The organism is Brevibacterium sp. MGP-B1, from assembly GCF_057766545.1.
This window is the reverse complement of record NZ_CM173407.1, coordinates 1,586,710-1,604,255: the sequence shown is the minus strand read 5'-3', so window position 1 is coordinate 1,604,255 and position 17,546 is coordinate 1,586,710. Positions and strand designations below refer to the sequence as shown.

Annotated in this window: 14 protein-coding genes; 12 read left to right on the top strand and 2 right to left on the bottom strand. The window is 65.0% G+C overall.

Annotation, left to right across the window (positions count from 1 at the left end; all coding sequences use genetic code 11):
- Positions 1–3 precede the first annotated feature (3 nt).
- From AC3CD9_RS07380 to nrdR, 11 genes are all read left to right on the top strand, one after another.
- Positions 4–759 carry a cell division protein FtsQ/DivIB gene (locus AC3CD9_RS07380; protein WP_488367024.1) on the top strand — a complete coding sequence of 252 codons (756 nt, stop codon included), beginning with the start codon at positions 4–6 and terminating at the stop codon, positions 757–759.
- Positions 760–1,030: 271 nt separating this feature from the next.
- A complete protein-coding gene (ftsZ, locus tag AC3CD9_RS07375) occupies positions 1,031–2,218 on the top strand; it encodes a cell division protein FtsZ (protein ID WP_488367023.1) in 1,188 nt (395 codons plus the stop codon).
- A gap of 1 nt (position 2,219) precedes the next feature.
- Positions 2,220–2,978 carry a peptidoglycan editing factor PgeF gene (pgeF, locus tag AC3CD9_RS07370; RefSeq protein ID WP_488367022.1) on the top strand — a complete coding sequence of 253 codons (759 nt, stop codon included), beginning with the start codon at positions 2,220–2,222 and terminating at the stop codon, positions 2,976–2,978.
- A 78-nt stretch (positions 2,979–3,056) separates the two neighbouring features.
- Positions 3,057–3,575: a cell division protein SepF gene (locus AC3CD9_RS07365; protein WP_101546293.1), complete on the top strand. Its 519-nt coding sequence runs from the start codon at positions 3,057–3,059 to the stop codon at positions 3,573–3,575.
- Between the two features lie 93 nt (positions 3,576–3,668).
- Positions 3,669–3,968, top strand: a complete 300-nt coding sequence (locus AC3CD9_RS07360; protein WP_101546294.1) for a YggT family protein — start codon at positions 3,669–3,671, stop codon at positions 3,966–3,968.
- A 303-nt stretch (positions 3,969–4,271) separates the two neighbouring features.
- Positions 4,272–5,075 carry a DivIVA domain-containing protein gene (locus AC3CD9_RS07355; RefSeq protein WP_488367020.1) on the top strand — a complete coding sequence of 268 codons (804 nt, stop codon included), beginning with the start codon at positions 4,272–4,274 and terminating at the stop codon, positions 5,073–5,075.
- 124 nt (positions 5,076–5,199) lie between these two features.
- The gene (locus tag AC3CD9_RS07350) at positions 5,200–5,736 is read left to right on the top strand and encodes a signal peptidase II (protein ID WP_488367019.1); all 537 of its coding nucleotides are present in this window, start codon (positions 5,200–5,202) and stop codon (positions 5,734–5,736) included.
- Positions 5,729–6,652 (top strand): RluA family pseudouridine synthase, encoded by a 924-nt coding sequence (locus tag AC3CD9_RS07345; RefSeq protein ID WP_410711534.1) that lies wholly within the window; start codon positions 5,729–5,731, stop codon positions 6,650–6,652. Before AC3CD9_RS07350 ends, AC3CD9_RS07345 begins: the two co-directional genes overlap by 8 nt.
- A 239-nt stretch (positions 6,653–6,891) precedes the next feature.
- On the top strand, positions 6,892–10,401 hold the full coding sequence (dnaE, locus tag AC3CD9_RS07340) for a DNA polymerase III subunit alpha (RefSeq protein WP_488367518.1): 3,510 nt from the start codon (positions 6,892–6,894) through the stop codon (positions 10,399–10,401).
- A 71-nt stretch (positions 10,402–10,472) separates the two neighbouring features.
- Positions 10,473–11,783, top strand: a complete 1,311-nt coding sequence (gene hisD / locus AC3CD9_RS07335; RefSeq protein WP_488367018.1) for a histidinol dehydrogenase — start codon at positions 10,473–10,475, stop codon at positions 11,781–11,783.
- Positions 11,784–11,785: 2 nt separating this feature from the next.
- Positions 11,786–12,283, top strand: a complete 498-nt coding sequence (gene nrdR, locus AC3CD9_RS07330) for a transcriptional regulator NrdR (protein ID WP_025777954.1) — start codon at positions 11,786–11,788, stop codon at positions 12,281–12,283.
- Between the two features lie 256 nt (positions 12,284–12,539).
- Here the strand turns inward: nrdR and AC3CD9_RS07325 are convergent, their stop codons facing one another.
- Together AC3CD9_RS07325 and AC3CD9_RS07320 are read right to left on the bottom strand one after the other, a co-directional pair.
- Entirely contained in the window at positions 12,540–14,771 is a 2,232-nt protein-coding gene (locus tag AC3CD9_RS07325) for a HelD family protein (protein WP_488367016.1), read from the bottom strand.
- A gap of 233 nt (positions 14,772–15,004) precedes the next feature.
- Positions 15,005–15,757, bottom strand: a complete 753-nt coding sequence (locus tag AC3CD9_RS07320; protein ID WP_488367015.1) for a spermidine synthase — start codon at positions 15,755–15,757, stop codon at positions 15,005–15,007.
- A 295-nt stretch (positions 15,758–16,052) separates the two neighbouring features.
- Between AC3CD9_RS07320 and AC3CD9_RS07315 the strand changes: the two genes are divergently transcribed.
- Positions 16,053–17,225 carry a DUF4192 family protein gene (locus AC3CD9_RS07315; RefSeq protein WP_488367014.1) on the top strand — a complete coding sequence of 391 codons (1,173 nt, stop codon included), beginning with the start codon at positions 16,053–16,055 and terminating at the stop codon, positions 17,223–17,225.
- The last annotated feature ends 321 nt before the right edge of the window (positions 17,226–17,546 follow it).

Below are 17,546 nucleotides of genomic sequence, written 5' to 3'. Positions count from 1 at the left end.
CCCATGGTGCCGCTTCCTCCGGCCCAGGCCGGTGACAACTCCACCGCGGACCTCACCGGAGTCATCCGGGCCCGCCGTCGCCAGACCTGGCGACGACGTCTCATCGGCATCGGCATCGTGGCTGCGCTCATCGCCCTCGTCGCCGTCGCCTGGTTCTCACCCGTGCTGTCCCTGCAGAAGGTGCAGGTGAGCGGCAGTCGACTGCTCGACACCGATAAGGTCAGCAATTTCGTGCTCGACGATCAGGGCGGTCGACCGCTTCCGCAGGTGCGCCCCGGCAGCGTTGAGGACGCCGTGCTGAAGGAATTCCCGAAAGCAGAAGCGGCCTCCGTCCACTACGCGGGTCCCCGAGCGCTGAAGATCGAGATCACCGACCGCACGCCCGTCATCGCGATCAAAGGCGAATCCGGCTATCGCCTCTACGACTCCGAAGCCGTCGACCTCGGCACAGTCGACACAGCACCGAAGAAGCTCACGGTGCTCAGCGGCGGCGGACACCAGCCGGACAGAGAGACCGTCTCCGCGGTCATCCGCTTCATGGGCGAACTGCGACCGGAGCTGAGGCGTCAGCTGGTGACGATCGAGGCCAAGGATGCCATGAGCCTCACGGGACGTCTCGACACCGGAAAGCAGAAGGCCACGGTCGTGTTCGGCGATTCCTCGGACTCCAGCCTCAAGGTACGCACCGCCGCCCAGCTGGCCGCCGAGGGCCGCACCGAGATCGATGTCTCCGTGCCTTCGGTGCCCGTGACCGACTGAGGCGTGCCCGGCCAGTCGTCGGCACTGAGCCGGTGTCGAACACTCCGTCGGGGCCGCGCCGGGCCTCCGTGAGTTGCCCCGTATGGGCCAGTCGCTGCGATTGCCTCCGTTTGGCCCCGACACACCGGGTGTGAAGTTTGGCCGAACCCCGACACTCCGGCGAGAATGGTTGCAGTGAGATTGCCCCGCCCAATAGCCTCAGGGCAGAGAACACAGACCGAATGCGCACGCAGACCCTGCGGAGCGCAAGCGCTTGAGACGAGGAACCGACTTGGCTGAATTCCCACAATCCGGAGCGGACATCAAAGTTGCCGGAACCGGCGGCGGCGGTGTCAACGCTGTACAGAGGATGATCGACGTCGGCCTGCGCGGCGTGGAGTTCATCGCGATCAACACCGACGCCCAGGCTCTCGTCCTCTCCGACGCCGATGTCAAGCTCGAGATCGGCCGTGACCAGACCCGAGGCCTCGGCGCCGGCGCAGACCCGGAGATCGGCAAGAAGGCTGCCGAATCATCCGAAGACGCCATCCGCGACGCTCTCGAGGGCGCGGACATGGTCTTCGTCACCGCCGGCGAAGGCGGCGGCACGGGAACCGGTGCCGCCCCGGTCGTGGCCCGCGTGGCCCGGTCGCTCGGCGCACTGACCATCGGTGTCGTGACCCGCCCCTTCACCTTCGAGGGACGCCGTCGTTCCGCGCAGGCAGAAGCCGGCATCGCGGCGCTGCGCGAAGAGGTCGACACCCTCATCGTCATCCCCAACGACCGTCTGCTCTCGATCTCCGATCGCAGCGTCTCCGTCGTCGAAGCATTCCGCTCTGCCGATGAGGTCCTGCGCTCCGGTGTCCAGGGCATCACCGACCTCATCTCGGTTCCGGGTCTGATCAACCTCGACTTCGCCGACGTCAAGTCGGTCATGCAGGATGCTGGGACCGCGCTCATGGGCATCGGTGCCGCAACCGGCGACGACCGCGCTGTGCAGGCCGCCGAATCCGCGATCGCGTCCCCGCTGCTGGAAGCCAGCATCGACGGCGCCCACGGAGTGCTCTTCTGCATCACCGGCGGCGGCGACCTCGGACTCTTCGAGGTCAATGAGGCCGCACGCCTGGTCCAGGAGGCCGCGCACCCCGAGGCGAACATCATCTTCGGCGCCGTCATCGACGACAACATCGGCGACGAATGCCGAGTGACTGTCATCGCCGCCGGATTCGACAACACCTCCCCGAACGCGGAGGTCGCCGGATCCGATCAGATCCCAGCGCCGATCCCGGCCGCCGCGTCGGCGGAGACCGAGCCCGAGTCGCCCGTCATCGCCGAGTCCGAGCCCGAGGCCCCCGAAGCCGAGGAGCCTGCGCCTGCCCCGCGCCGCAGCGGGGAACACCAGATTCCCGCATCGCTGCCGGGCGAACGCAGCAGCTCGAACTTCGACTCCGACCTCGATATCCCGGACTTCCTCAAGTAACATGCTGCGCTCGAGGTTCGTCATCCCGGGCGGGCGCACCGCCCACGTCGCCTTCACCGACCGGCACGGCGGATACTCGAGCGGGGACTTCTCCTCGTTCAACCTCGCTCGCCACGTCGGAGACGATGACGAACTCGTCGCAGCCAACCGAGCCGCTCTCGCTCAGGTCATCGGCCTGAGCGGTGAGCGGCTCTCGTTCGTCTCGCAAGTCCACGGCACCGACGTGCACATCATCGGCGACGAAGCGCAGCTGCGGCAGACTCCGGTGGAGGCCGACGCCCAGCTGACGACCGTTCCGGGACTCGGACTGGCGATCATGGTCGCCGACTGCACCCCTGTCATGCTCGCCGATGCCGACGCCGGTGTCATCGCTGCCGTCCACGCGGGCCGGCCGGGAATGGCCGCAGGAATCGTCGGCAGAACAGTGGCCGCGATGCACGACGCCGGTGCACGGGACATCCACGCGGTCATCGGTCCCTCGGTGTGTCCGCGCTGCTACGAAGTCCCAGCCGAGCTGAGGAGCGAGGTCGCGGCGATCGAGCCGACGGCCGCCTCGGTGTCGGTGACCGGAACACCGGCACTCGACGTCGCCGGAGCCGTGGCCGAACAGCTGCGCCGGAACGATGTGACCATCGATCATTTCTCGCGCACCTGCACGAAGGAATCCGAGGACCTCTTCTCCTACCGCAGGCAGAAGCGCACGGGCCGATTCGCAGGGATCATCTGGCTGCAGGAAGAAAACACCGCGACACACCCATAGGACTCACCGGCCCAGATGCTCGCGTGCGATAGTTTGGGCGACAGGTGAGCAAGTGCCGAAGTCCGAGGAGCTTTAGACATGTCAGCAATCAAGAAGACGCTGGAATACCTGGGTTTCGTCGAAGAAGAGGACGAGACCACCCAGCACACCGACCGTCGTGAACCCGCCCGCCGGGACCGCGAGGTCGTCGAGACCTTCGACGAGGACGACCAGTACGACGAACCGGCCGCTGCCGAGGAACGGACTCCGGCTCCGGTGACACCGATCCACCCGTCACCGATCCGTCCCGTAGACACCCCGGCGCCAGGAACCTCAATGAACCGCATCAGGACCATCCACCCCCGCAGCTACAACGACGCCATGGTCATCGGTGCCGCCTTCCGTGAGGGCACCCCTGTGATCATGAACCTCTCGGAGATGGACGAGAACAACTCCAAGCGCCTCGTCGACTTCTCCGCCGGTCTCATCTTCGGCCTCCACGGGTCGATCGAACGCGTGACGAACAAGGTCTTCCTGCTCACCCCCGAGAACATCGAAGTCGCCGGCGAGAGCGAAGCCGATTCGGATACTCAGGCCAGCTTCTTCAACCAGAGCTGAGTGCGCTGGAGAATTTCTCAACTCGTCCTCAGCTGGAGCCGATAGGCTGAAGCCTCAGAACTCAAGCAACAACGAAAGGCGCGGGGGACCCACGTGGCCATCATCTTCTACATCCTCGGTACTGCACTGAGCCTCTACGTCTACGTGCTCCTGGCGCGAGTCGTGCTCGATCTGGTCCAGGTGTTCTCCCGCGATTGGAGGCCCACCGGCTTCCTCCTCGTCCTCGCCGAGATCGTGTACACACTCACCGATCCGCCGTTGAAGCTGCTGCGCAAGATCATTCCGCCGCTGCGGCTGGGACAGGTCTCGCTCGACCTGGGATTCATCGTCCTGCTCATCGGCATCCAGATCATCGCGTCGGTGTTCTTCAACCTTTCGCACACCTCCGCCTGATGCCCGCCATCACAGTGTTCTTCGCTGAAGAACCACTGTGAATGGATATGGGGGACCGCGTGAAGAATGTGCCGGTCGATTATGGGTATTCGATTGATCGAATACCGGATAAATGGTGAATATGCTCACCAGAATTGGCTGTCCGTGTGCTCGAGTTGTTAGCCTCGAATGCGGAAAACTTCGTCATTGAAGCGAGACACGCCATTACTGCGGGACAAAACTGCAGGTGTTACGCTAATGTGACGTTGAAGCCGTCCTTCTGGGCGGCAGCGTAATGAATGTAGATCGACCGAAGGTGACCTCATGGCGCTCACGCCTGAAGACGTAGTAAACAAGCGGTTCCAGCATGTGAAGTTCCGCGACGGGTACGACCAGGACGAAGTCGACGATTTCCTTGATGAGGTCGTCGTTGAGATTCGCCGTCTCTACCAGGAGAACGACGAACTGCGTCAGAAGCTCTCCACCGCCGAACAGCGTGTGAAGGAACTCGAAGCCGGCGGCGCATCCGCCGCACCGGCACACGACATCGACGCCACTCAGGCGATGCCCGCCGCTGTTCCTGCTCCCGAAGAGAAGGAAGAGGCTCCGGCTCCGGCCGAGGCGCCTGCCGCTCCGGCACCGGTCGAAGAGACCCCGGCCCCGGTCGTCAAGGAAGCCGCTCCCGCTCCGCAGGACAACTCCGCTGCACCAGCGATGGCCGCCGGTGCTGCCGGTGGAGCTGCGGGCGCCGGACTCGGTGCTGCCGCGGTCGGCGGCGACGGAGACGCTCATGGTCTCATCGCTCTGGCTCAGCGCGTCCACGACGAGCATGTTGCCGAAGGTGAGCGCAAGCGCGACGAGCTCATCAAGGGCGCCGAGAAGGAAGCCGCCGACATCGTCGGCAAGGCCGAATCCAAGCGCGACGAAACGCTGTCGACCCTCGAATCGCAGAAGTCGACCCTCGAGCGCTCAATCGACCAGCTCTCGAACTTCGAGCGCCAGTACCGCACTCGACTCAAGAGCTACCTCAACGATCAGCTGCGTGACCTCGAGAACTCCACGAGCCTGGCTCCGGAGACTCTCGACGGAAACGGCCCACTGGGCGGTTCCTCGAACCATAAGCTCTGATCTCAGCGCATCACCGACCGAGGTCCGGGAACTCCGCGGAGTGCCCGGGCCTCCGTCGTGTTCGCACACTGCACCGTCGTGCGGGTGAATCCTGCAGCCTCGGCGGTGGTCTAGAATGAACCGAATGAACGATCCTGCCTCACGGGTGAAACGACCTCGCGCCGCCATGATGGCCCTGCTGTTCACAATCGCGGCAGTCGTGCTCGTGATCGATCAGTTCACCAAATTCCTCGCCGTCAGTCTCCTCGAAGACCAGCCTCCGGTGCCTGTGATCGGATCGCTGGCCGGATTCACCTTCTACCGCAATCCCGGAGCCGCCCTCGGCCTCGGCTCGAGCGTGACGTGGATCTTCCCGATCATCGCCATCGGCGTCTTCGCAGCGATCCTCGTGATCTCGCGCAAGCTCGGCTCGAAAGCCTGGGCGATCGGTCTCGGTCTGCTCTTGGGCGGACTCTTCGGCAACCTCGTCGACAGGCTCTTCCGTGAACCCGCATTCCTGCACGGAGCCGTCGTCGACTTCATCGATCTGTCGCTGTTCATCTGCAACGTCGCGGACATCGCGATCTCCGCTGCCGCGGTGACCTTGGTCATCGTCAGTCTCAGAGGCATCGACATCGACGGATCGGACTCCACCCGCGTGAAAGAGGACTCTCATGACTGAACGCTCCATCCTCGTCCCCGAGGGACTCGACGGTCAGCGCGTGGACGCTGCGATGTCGAAGCTGCTCGGCCTCTCCCGGACTGCCGCCGCCGATATCTGCGCCGACGGGGGAGTGGAGATGTCCGGGCGTCCGGTCATCAAGTCCGATCGCGTCATCGCCGGCGAACGGCTCGACATCATGATGCCCGAACCGAAGAAGCCCCTCGAGGTCGTTCCCGATCCAGTGCCGGGAATGCGCATCGTCCACGACGAGGACGCATTCGTCGTCGTCGACAAGCCCGTCGGTGTGGCAGCACACCCGGCTCTCGGCTGGACCGGACGCACCGTCGTCGGCGGGCTCGCCGCCGCGGGATTCCGCATCGCGACTTCCGGCGCACCCGAACGTCAGGGCATCGTGCAGCGACTCGACGTCGGAACCTCGGGGCTCATGGTCGTGGCGAAGAGCGAATACGCCTACAGCGTGCTCAAACGTGCCTTCAAGGAACGCACGGTGGAGAAGACCTACCATGCGGTCGTGCAGGGTCTGCCCGATCCAGTGCTCGGGACCATCGATGCCCCGATCGCCCGACATCCCAAGCACGACGGACTCTACGCAGTGCGCACGGAAGGCAAGAACGCGATCACCCACTACGAGGTGATCGAAGCCCACCGCCGTGCCGCGCTCGTCGAGGTCCACCTGGAGACCGGACGCACCCACCAGATCCGCGTCCACTTCTCCGCCACCAAACACCCGTGCGTCGGCGACCTGCCCTACGGTGCCGATCCGGTGCTGGCGAAGGAACTCGGTCTGGAACGCCAATGGCTGCATGCCGTCAAACTCGGCTTCCACCACCCCGACACGCAGAAGTGGGTCGAATTCGAAAGCGGCTATCCCGAGGACCTGCAGACCGCGCTCGACCGCATCCGGCCGAACTGACGCAGCGCCCACGCGCTGCCGCTGCCCGACGGTGTCGGAGAATGACTGCTGAGCGACGCGCCGACGGGACCTGCGCAAACCGGCGCCTCGTCGTGAAGTGCCCGGGACAACAGTCGCGGGAGCCCTCCCCGCGGGTGCCGATGGACTAAGCTGGAACGGCAACACCGGCAACTTCAGGAAGGCGGCGCCCAGTGCCGAACGAGGACTTCGTCCACCTCCACGTCCATACCGAATACTCCATGTTGGACGGTGCGGCCCGCCTCGCCGATCTGATGGCGGCGACGAAGGCATCGGGAATGTCCGCGATCGCCACGACCGACCACGGATACCTGTTCGGCGCCTTCGACTTCTGGTCGCAGGCGACAGCCGCCGGAATCAAACCCATCATCGGCGTCGAAGCCTATGTCACTCCCGGCACGGACCGTCGGGACAAGACCCGCGTGAAGTGGCGCACCGACGAATCGCAGAAGAGCGACGACCTCTCCGGCGGTGGTCTCTACACGCACATGACCCTGCTGTCTCGGAACAACACGGGCATGCGCAACCTGTTCAAGGCATCGTCGTATGCCTCCCTGGACTCGGTGACGGCGAAATGGCCTCGACTGGACCAGGATCTGCTCGAGAACTACTCCGACGGACTCCTCGCCACCACCGGCTGCCCGTCGGGAGAGGTGCAGGTGCGGCTGCGCCTGGGACAGTACGAAGAGGCCAAGGCGGCCGCCGGGAAATACCGTGAGATCTTCGGCAAGGACAACTACTACGTCGAACTCATGGACCACGGTCTGTCCATCGAGAAGCGGGTGACGAAGGACCTCATCCGGCTGTCGAAGGAACTCGACATTCCGCTGGTCGCCACCAACGACCTCCACTACACGCACGAATCGGATGCGAAGGCGCATGAAGCGCTGCTGGCCATCCAGTCCGGCTCCAAGCTCATCGAACCCACCTACGATCAGGGCGGCTCGCGATTCGCCTTCTCCGGCTCCGGCTACTACCTGAAGACCCCCGCAGAGATGCGGACCCTGTTCAAGGAGTTCCCCGAAGCCTGCGACAACACCCTCGAGATCGCCGAGAAGTGCGAAGTCTCCTTCGACACCTCGGCGAACTACATGCCGAAGTTCCCGTGCCCTCCCGGCGAGGACGAGACCTCGTGGCTGATCAAGGAAGTCGCGAAGGGACTCGACTACCGGTATCCGAACGGCGTTCCCGACGACGTCCGCCGGCAGGCCGACTACGAGCTCGACATCATCATCTCGATGGGCTTCCCCGGCTACTTCCTCGTCGTCGCCGACTTCATCAACTGGTCGAAGGACAACGGGATTCGCGTCGGGCCCGGCCGTGGTTCGGGAGCCGGCTCCATGGTCGCCTACGCCATGCGCATCACCGACCTCGATCCGCTGCAGCACGGGCTGTTCTTCGAGCGCTTCCTCAACCCCGACCGTGTGTCCATGCCCGACTTCGACGTCGACTTCGATGATCGTCGCCGCAGCGAGGTCATCGACTATGTGACCGAGAAGTACGGCGACGAGCGTGTGGCGATGATCGTCACCTACGGCACGATCAAGACGAAGATGGCGCTGAAGGACTCCGCGCGTGTGCTCGGCAAACCCTTCTCGATGGGTGAGCGCCTGACGAAGGCGCTGCCGCCTGCGGAGATGGCCAAGGACATTCCGCTCAAGGACATCGAGGACCCGGAGTCCAAGCGATACAAGGAAGCCGGCGAGTTCCGCGAACTCGTCGACACCGATCCGGAGGCCCGAGAGACCTTCGAGACCGCGAAGGGCCTGGAAGGGCTGAAGCGTCAGTGGGGCGTCCATGCCGCCGGCGTCATCATGTCCTCGGACCCGATCATCGACGTCATCCCGATCATGCGTCGGTTCCAGGACGGTCAGGTCATCACCCAGTTCGACTACCCGACATCCGAGGGCCTCGGGCTCATCAAGATGGACTTCCTGGGGCTGCGGAACCTCACGATCATCTCCGACGCGGTGGAGAACATCAAAGCCAACCGGGACTTCGATCTCGACCTCGAGCACCTTGCCCTCGACGACCCGGCGGCGTACGAGCTGCTGACCCGCGGTGACACCCTCGGCGTGTTCCAGCTCGACGGCGGCGGCCTGCGTGCCCTGCTGCGGATGATGAAGCCGGATAACTTCGAGGATATCTCCGCGACCCTGGCGCTCTACCGCCCCGGTCCGATGGGTGCGGACTCGCATACGAACTATGCCCTGCGCAAGAACGGTCTGCAGGAGGTCACCCCGATCCACCCGGAGCTCGAGGAGCCGCTCAAGGAGATCCTCGACACCACCTACGGTCTCATCATCTACCAGGAGCAGGTGATGGCGATCGCGCAGAAGGTCGCCGGCTACTCGCTGGGCCAGGCCGATATCCTCCGCCGCGCGATGGGCAAGAAGAAGAAGTCCGAGCTCGACAAGCAGCAGGTCGGCTTCTTCGGCGGAATGAAGGAACGCGGCTTCTCCGAAGCCGCCGCCCAGGCCCTGTGGGACATCCTGCTGCCGTTCTCCGACTACGCGTTCAACAAGGCGCACTCGGCCGCCTACGGCGTCGTGTCCTACTGGACTGCCTACCTCAAGGCGCATTACACGGCCGAGTACATGGCGGCCCTGCTCACCTCGGTCGGTGACAACAAGGACAAGCTCGCGATCTACCTCAACGAGTGCCGCCGCCTCGGAATCACCGTGCTGCCTCCGGACGTCAACGAATCCGCCCTCCACTTCACCCCTGTCGGTACGGACATCCGCTTCGGCATGGGAGCGGTGCGCAACGTCGGCGCCCACGTCGTCGAGGGCATCGTCGAGGCCCGTGGAGAGAAGGGCTCCTACACCTCGTTCACGGACTTCCTCGACAAGGTGCCCAGCCATGTGTGCAACAAGCGCACGATCGAATCGCTCATCAAGGCCGGCGGCTTCGACTCGCTCGGCCACAGCCGCCGCTCACTCGTCGAAGTCCACGAGGAGGCCGTCGACTCGGTCATCGGCGTCAAGAGGCAGGAAGCCAACGGTCAGTTCGATCTCTTCGCCGGGCTCGGCGGGGGAGACGACTCACCGGGCTTCTCCGTGACCATCCCCGATCGTCCGGAGTGGGAGAAGAAGGAGAAGCTGTCCTTCGAGCGCGACATGATCGGCCTCTACGTCTCCGATCACCCGCTCAACGGGCTCGAAGGCGTGCTGGCCGCCGAATCCGATGCCTCCATCGCCGAGGTGGTCGATCCGGAGTCGCACCGCCATGACGGATCCCAGATCAAGGTCTGCGGAATGATCACGCAGGTCACCCGCAAGGTGTCGAAGAACTCCGGGCGTCCCTATGCGATCGTGACCTTGGAGGACCTCGAAGCAGAGATCGAAGTGATGTTCTTCGGCGACACCTACGAACCGGTGGCGAGCCTCCTGGCGACCGATCTCGTGATCTCACTGACCGGGCGCATCCGCACCTCCGACGACCGTCCGACGTCGCTGATGGCGATGTCGATGACGATTCCCGATGTCACCGACCCCAACGATCGCCCGCTCAACCTCATCATGCCGATGGAGAAGGCGACCGAGGAGATGGCGACGAAACTCAAGCAGATCCTCGAATCCAACAAGGGCCAGACCGATGTCCACATCACCTTGTCCCAGCCGGGACGGCAGACGGTGATGCGCCTCGACCGGTCGATCCGAGTCGATCCGAACCCGAGCCTCTACGGAGACCTCAAGGCGCTGCTGGGATCCCGCTGCCTGAGCGTCTGAGGCGCGAACGCCGGGCCGGCAGCCGTCCGCACTTCGGGCCGGAGGAGAGCGGTGCTGCTGCGGAGACTAGAATGGTGCGGGTGAACATTCTGGACTTCCGTGGTGAGACCCTCAACAAGCGATTCCTGGCGCAGAAGCTGCCTCGGGCCGCCGAGACCCATGCCGATATCGAACGACGGGTGGCTGAACTCCTCGACACCGTCGCCGGTGGGGGAGCGGCCGCGGTGAAGGACTTCACCGAACGCTTCGACGGGGTGCGCCCCGAAACGCTGCGGGTACCGGAATCCGCGCTGGCCGAAGCAGCGGCAGAACTCGATCCCGCAGTCAGGGCCGCGCTCGACGAATCGATCGCCCGCGCCCGGAAGGTCGCCGCCGATCAGCGTCCCGTCGACGTCCGCACCGAACTGGCCTCCGGCGCCTTCGTCACCACCCGTCACCTGCCGGTCGAACGCGTCGGACTCTATGTGCCCGGCGGACTGGCCGTCTACCCGTCGACGGTGATCATGAACGTCGTGCCAGCACAGACGGCCGGTGCACGCTCGCTGGCGATCGCCAGCCCACCGCAGAGCGATGGTCTGCCGCACCCGATCGTGCTCGCCACCGCCCACATCCTCGGCATCGACGAGGTCTGGGCGATGGGCGGGGCACAGGCGATCGGCGCACTGGCCTATGGCTTCGACGACGGTGAGGACCTCGAGCCGGTCGACCTCATCACCGGTCCCGGAAACGCCTATGTGGCTGCGGCGAAGTCGCTCGTCCGCTCCCGGGTCGGCATCGACGCGGTCGCCGGCCCCACAGAGATCATCATCCTCGCCGACGAACAGGCGGATCCGCGCTTCGTCGCCGCCGACCTCATCAGTCAGGCAGAACACGACGAACTGGCCGCCTCGGTGCTGGTCACCGACTCCGTCGATCTCGCCGAAGCGGTGCAGATGGAGTTGGACGTGCAGGTGCCGGAGGCGATGCACACCGAACGGATCGGGACGGCACTGGCCGGACGACAGTCGGCGATCGTCCTCGTCGACGACCTCGACGCCGGGATCACCGTCGTCAACGGCTATGCCGGTGAGCACGTCGAGGTCCACACGGCCGATGCGGAAGCGGTCGGGGCACGGATCACGAACGGGGGAGCGGTCTTCCTCGGCGATTGGGCCCCGGTGTCACTCGGTGACTACTGTGCCGGGTCGAACCACGTGCTGCCCACGATGGGCACCGCCGCTCACGGCTCGGGTCTGGGTGTGCACTCATTCATCAAGGTCAGCCAGGTCATCGACTATGACCGGGCGGCCCTGCACGAGGTGGCAGAACACATCGGCGTTCTCGCCGCCGGCGAACAGCTGCCGGCCCACGGCCGGGCTGTCGACATCAGGTTCGAGGAGTAGAGATGCGCTGTCCGTTCTGCCGTGAGTCCGATTCGCGGGTCGTCGATTCGAGGACCAGCGAAGACGGTGCTGCGATCCGCCGGCGCCGGCAGTGCCGTCATTGCGGTCGCCGCTTCACCACGATGGAGGCCACGAGCCTGTCGGTGATCAAACGCTCCGGAGTCACCGAGGAGTTCTCCCGTCAGAAGATCATGTCGGGTGTGCGCAAGGCCTGCCAGGGACGTCCGGTCAGCGACGATGATCTCGCGAAGCTCGCTCAGCGGGTGGAGGAGAACATCCGGTCGCGCGGAATCGCCGAGATCGACGCCGACGAGGTGGGACTGTCGATCCTCGAACCGCTGCGCGAACTCGACCAGGTCGCCTACCTGCGATTCGCCAGCGTCTACCAGGGGTTCGACTCGCTCGAGGACTTCGAGGCGGCGATCGATTCGCTGCGCGCCGATGCGCTTCTGCAGTCCGGTCAGACTCGGGAACCGACCCCGGACGACTTCGCCGACTGAGCTGCTCGGGGCCCGGCCGACCGGATCCTGAGACTGCTGAGATTTCTGTCAGAAATCTTCGTTTCGAGTACCGCGGTACAGAAATAGTTGTGTAGTATTGAACGTGCGCGCTACGGCGCGCGGCCGCTTGCGGTTCGGAGGGGAAGCCGAACCCAAGCGGCCTTTCACATTCACCCCTTATTACTACCTGACGGCGGCCCAGCAACCTCGCGCGAGGTTGCTGGGCCGCCGTCAGGTAGTAATAAGGGGTTTGGGGTCAGCCGGCTTGGCGGATCGTTTCGGCGGAGAATAGCTCGGTGAGTTCCGTCGATGCCGATGCCAGGACACGCAGACGTTCCGTCGTGCGGGTCAGCGCCACATAGAGACCGCCGACGCCTTCCTCGCCGCCGAGCGGAGCGATGCGGCCGGGTTCGACGATGATCACCGCATCGAACTCGAGGCCTTTGGCCTGCTGCGGGGTGATGAGGGCGATCTGGTGATCCAAGCCCGTGACCGACCGCCCGAAATCGAAGGCCGCGATCGCCTCGGCGATGGGCTCGATGAGTTCCTCATCAGCGATGACGGCGATCTTCCCACCTTCGGCGGCGGACACCTCGGCCGCGACCGCCTCGGGGAGGGCGCCCAGCATCTCCGATTCGTCGGCGAAGGTATCCAGGCGCGGATCCGATCCTCCCTGGCGCACCGATTCGACGAGCTCGAGTTGCGGGAAATGCCGGTGCAGGTAGCGGTTGGCCAGATCCATCACCGACTGCGGGGTGCGGTAGGAGACCGTGAGCACCTGGAGGGCGAAGCGATCGCCGACGAATTCGCTCAGGATCGATGACCAGGTGCGGGCGTTGTCGACCTGCGAGGACTGGGCGAGGTCACCGACGACGGTGGCCGACTTCGACGGCACGCGACGGAAGAGCACACGCCACTGCATGGGAGAGAGCTCCTGCGCCTCATCGACGACGAGGTGGCCGTACGTCCACTCGCGGTCCTCGAGAGCGCGTTCGGCCAGCGTCATCGTCGGTCCCTGTTCCTTCCAGCGGGCCGCGAGGGTCTCGGCGGAGACCATCCCGCCGGTCTCGGTCATGTCGACGACGGCTTCGGCGTATTCGCGTGCCGAGTCATCTGCCGCCTGCGTCTGCTGCGGGGCGGAACCGAGCAGCTCGGCCAACTCGTCGAGCAGCGGCACATCGTCGACCGTGAACTCATCCCGACGCTGCTCGAGCAGAATCGACTGCTCGGCAGGAGTGAGGAGCTTGCGGGCAGCGGCCTGCAGCTTGTGCGGCCTGCCCAGCAGAGAACGCAGCGCGGCGGCCGGGCCGATGGGGAACCATGCGAGGTTGAGGGCGCGTCGGACGTCGACGGAGGAGCGCAGGTCTTCGAGCAGCTCGGGCAGCCGTTCGCCGGCCGCATCCATCCCCATCTCACGGGCGAGATCCTCGGCGAGGATCTTCAGCAGACCGGTGACGAAACCGGTGCGGGCGGCATTGTGCGGGTCCCCGCTGCGACGAGCCCGATCGCGCGCGGACTGAACGTCCTTACGACGCAGCACGATCGTGTGCGAACGCACCCGCATCTCGACATCGTGGTCGGGAATGCGCTGGTAGTTCGCAACATGGTTCTTCAGCACCCGAGCCATGACGGAGCGGCCCTTGATCTCGGCGACAGCCGGTGCATCTGCGGCATCCGTATCGAGTCCCGGGTACAGCTGACCGGGAGTGAGCAGAACGGCCCCGGTTTCGCCGAGGCTGGGCAGAACCTTCTCGATGTACTTGAGGAACACCGTGGACGGGCCGACGAGGAGGACACCGGACTTCGCGATGCGCTCCCGGTGACGGTAGAGCAGGAAAGCGGCACGGTGGAGCGCGACGGCGGTCTTGCCGGTTCCCGGCCCTCCCTGGACGACGAGCACGCCGGAGAGCGGACGGCGGATGATCGCATCCTGCTCGGCCTGGATGGTTGCGACGATATCGCCCATCCGTCCGGTGCGATGAGTGGTGAGGGCGGCGAGGAGTGCGCCTTCGCCCTGGAGATTCGATCGCTGAGCGTCATCGAGTGCGTCGATGTCGAGCACATCGTCTTCGATGCCGGTGACCTTCCGGTTCGCGGTGACGAGGTGACGTCGGCGGGCGATCCCGTCGGGGTTGGCGGCCGTCGACTGATAGAAGCGCTCGGCAGCCGGTGCCCTCCAGTCGATGAGGATCTGCTGACGCTGTTCGTCGGTGAGTCCGATGCGACCGATGTAGGTGGGGTCGTCTTCGTCGATGATGTCGAGGCGACCGAAGCACAGCCCCTCCTCGGCGCCGTCGAGACGGATGAGCTGATCTTCGTACATCGTCGCGAAGGCATCGCGTTCGGTGCGGTGCTGGTGGTTGCCTCCGACCTCGGAGACCCTCACCGTGCCCAGGCGGGCCGTCGTCTCCTCCCGAAGCTCATCGAGGCGGGCATAGAGCTCGTCGAGCTTGGTCTGCTCGACACGAATTTCTGAAGTTTCGGTCATCTCACCTTCTTGGGTCGGCATTCAATTATGCCGAACTTTCCCCGGTGTCTGTAGTCGCATCGTCATTTCGGACCGGGGCGTACCTCACATTCCCTGTCTGCCGGGGGTAGGCAGAGCCAGCCGGGTCAGCAGGGCGAGGGGAGAAGAGCCAGCTGGGTCGGAAAGTGCAGGAGCCTGGGGCTTCAGAGGCAGCCCGGGCCGGCGCGAAGGTCAGAGCCCCGAGCTCGTGAAGATCAGAGGCCCAGCCGGGAGCGCAGATCCGCTCCCGCCAGGAAGGTCGCTGAGGAGGCGGCGGTGCGCAGACTGCGGTCGAGCTCGCCCGTATCGAGGGGAGTGTCGGAAGCGAGGACGACGACGTTTCCGCGTCGACGTCCTTTGAAGATCGCCGGTTCCGTGGCAGCGGCAAGATGGGCGAAGTGGTCGCCGAGGCTGCGGAGTTCGGACCGGAGGACGCGGTGGTCACCTGAGTCAGGAACATTGGCGACATAGATGCCGGAGCCCTTGACCGCCTCGGCGCAGGCGGCGAAGAACTCCGAAGTCTGCAGAGACGCAGGAACCGAGTCGTGGTCGAAGGCGTCGCGGACGAGGACGTCGAGGGCATCGGGCCGGAACTTGCCGATCTCCACCGCTCCGTCGCCGGCGCGCAGCGCCAGGGCGGGGGAGCGGGGCAGGTCGAACCAGTCGCGAGCGTAGTCGAGCAGCTTGGCATCGATGTCGATCGCCGTCTGCTTGGACCCCGGTCGTGCCGAGTTCAGCGCCCGGGCCAGCGCACAGCCGGCAGCACCGATGTGTGCGGCCCGCAGCGTTCGGTCAGGGAGTTGAACGTCGATGATGCGTCGCATCCAGTCCAGGTACTCGAAGTCCAGTCGCTGCGGATCGCTGAGCGTGATCGACGAAGAAGGGACCCCATTGACGTGGAGCACATAGGAATCGGCCTCACCGTCGAGCTTCTCCAGCCGGGCTTCACCCGTCGAGATGTCGACCACTTGAGAACCAGGAGCTGTGTATATCCGTCTCTTCGCCACCCCTCACTTGTATGTCAGCGCGGCGCTTGAGGCAATTCGGCCCGGATTCTCGTGGGGATGACGAATGCGACTCGTCCACCAGAGCGCTGTGGACCCGTGCGGTCCATCCACAGGCGCAGACCGGAACCTGGAGGAGTGGCACCGTGATCGGTTGAAGTGGGTACCCAGACTGGCGGCCCATCCCAGGCATGGGCCTCGCCTCAGGCACAGGAACCGCTCCGCACCAGCCGGTTCCACACTGATCAAGGAGGACGCAGTGAAGACACCGGCCCGCACACCCGAGGACATCATCGGGATCATCCCCCACACTCTCGGGTACACCCCGCGTCGCAGCCTCGTCGCTGTCATCGTGGGCACCGAGCACAATGGGTCCCAGACCAGTTCGACCACGATGCGCATCGACTTCGACCGGGAGAGCGCGGCGCAGACGCTGTCCGAAGGCGGCGGCTGGTACGCCGACCTCGTCATGCGCGCCGGTACGGTCACCGGGGTCTTCCTCGTTCTCTACGATGATGACTATCAGCCGGTCAGCGCTTTCGGCGCCGGTGCAGACGCCGAATACGCAGAGGTCCACCGTGGTCTCATCCGAGCGGCGATCGACGAACTGGCCATCACCTTCGCCGCCAGAAGCGTCGACACCCTCAGCGCATGGTGGGTCAACCAAGAGCACTTCGGTCGCATCGACGAGGACGGCTATGACTGCACACCGCTGATCGAGGCAACCACCTCGGCGTGTGCCACGGAACTCGTCGCCGGCGGATCCAACCCAGTCAACGATCCGGAGGACCTCGTCATCGCCCCGATGCCCGCCGAAGCCTTCGCCGACAGTCGTCGCGGACATGCCGAGGAGCGGATGGGCACGGACGAGGCCTTCGCGATCCTCGCCGAGGTCTACCCGCGCCTGGACGCCATGCGGTGCGAGGAGGAAACGATCGACGAGGCGCGCATCCACGACCTCATGGACCTGCCCACCGTGATGGCACTCGATACCCTGCTCGTCGAGAAGTGGTCGCGCGATGCACTCGAGATGATCCTCAGCTTCGACCACCCGGACTTCCCACCCTCACTGGTCAAGGGACTCGACGGTGACGAACTCATCGCGATGAGCCGCCGTGTGGTCTCCCAAGCACGGGCGGCTCAGCAGCTCGTCGGACTCTCAGCGCGTGCGCCCAGGCCGCGCGACATCATGCTCACCATCGCCTTCCTCAAGGACTACCTGCAGGCCGGCCACCCTCGGGCCAGAGCCAACACCTATGCCGTCATCGCCTGGTTCGAATGGTCTCTGGGCGGATCGACGATGGCGCTGAACTATGCCCGTGCCGCCCTCGGACTCGAAGCCGAACACGGGCTGGCCGAACTCATCGTCAGCGCGGTCGATATGGGGTGCGTGCCCCGCTGGCTGACGGAGACCCAGCGTTCGACCATCTGATCGGGCCGCAGTGTACGGCGCGGACGGTCGGCCTCCCCGATGTGGGCGGTCGGCCGCCTCGGCGAGATCGTCGCGAGGGGGAGGTGAGGGGAACAGATTCGCAGGTCAGGTTGTTGTCGGGGACAGACCGGTCGGATCGTCCCGGAGTCTTCGACGGCCGATTCGCAAAGCGGGGAATAACGTGAGAAAATTAAGCGTTGACCCAGTCATTGCATGATGGGCGGACTCTGCGTTCGCCCCGGACCGCACGCGGACCACTTGACTTGGGTCTTAGTACTGTCCGAATGCATGGGGAAGTTTCAACGCTCGCGAAAGGTGAAC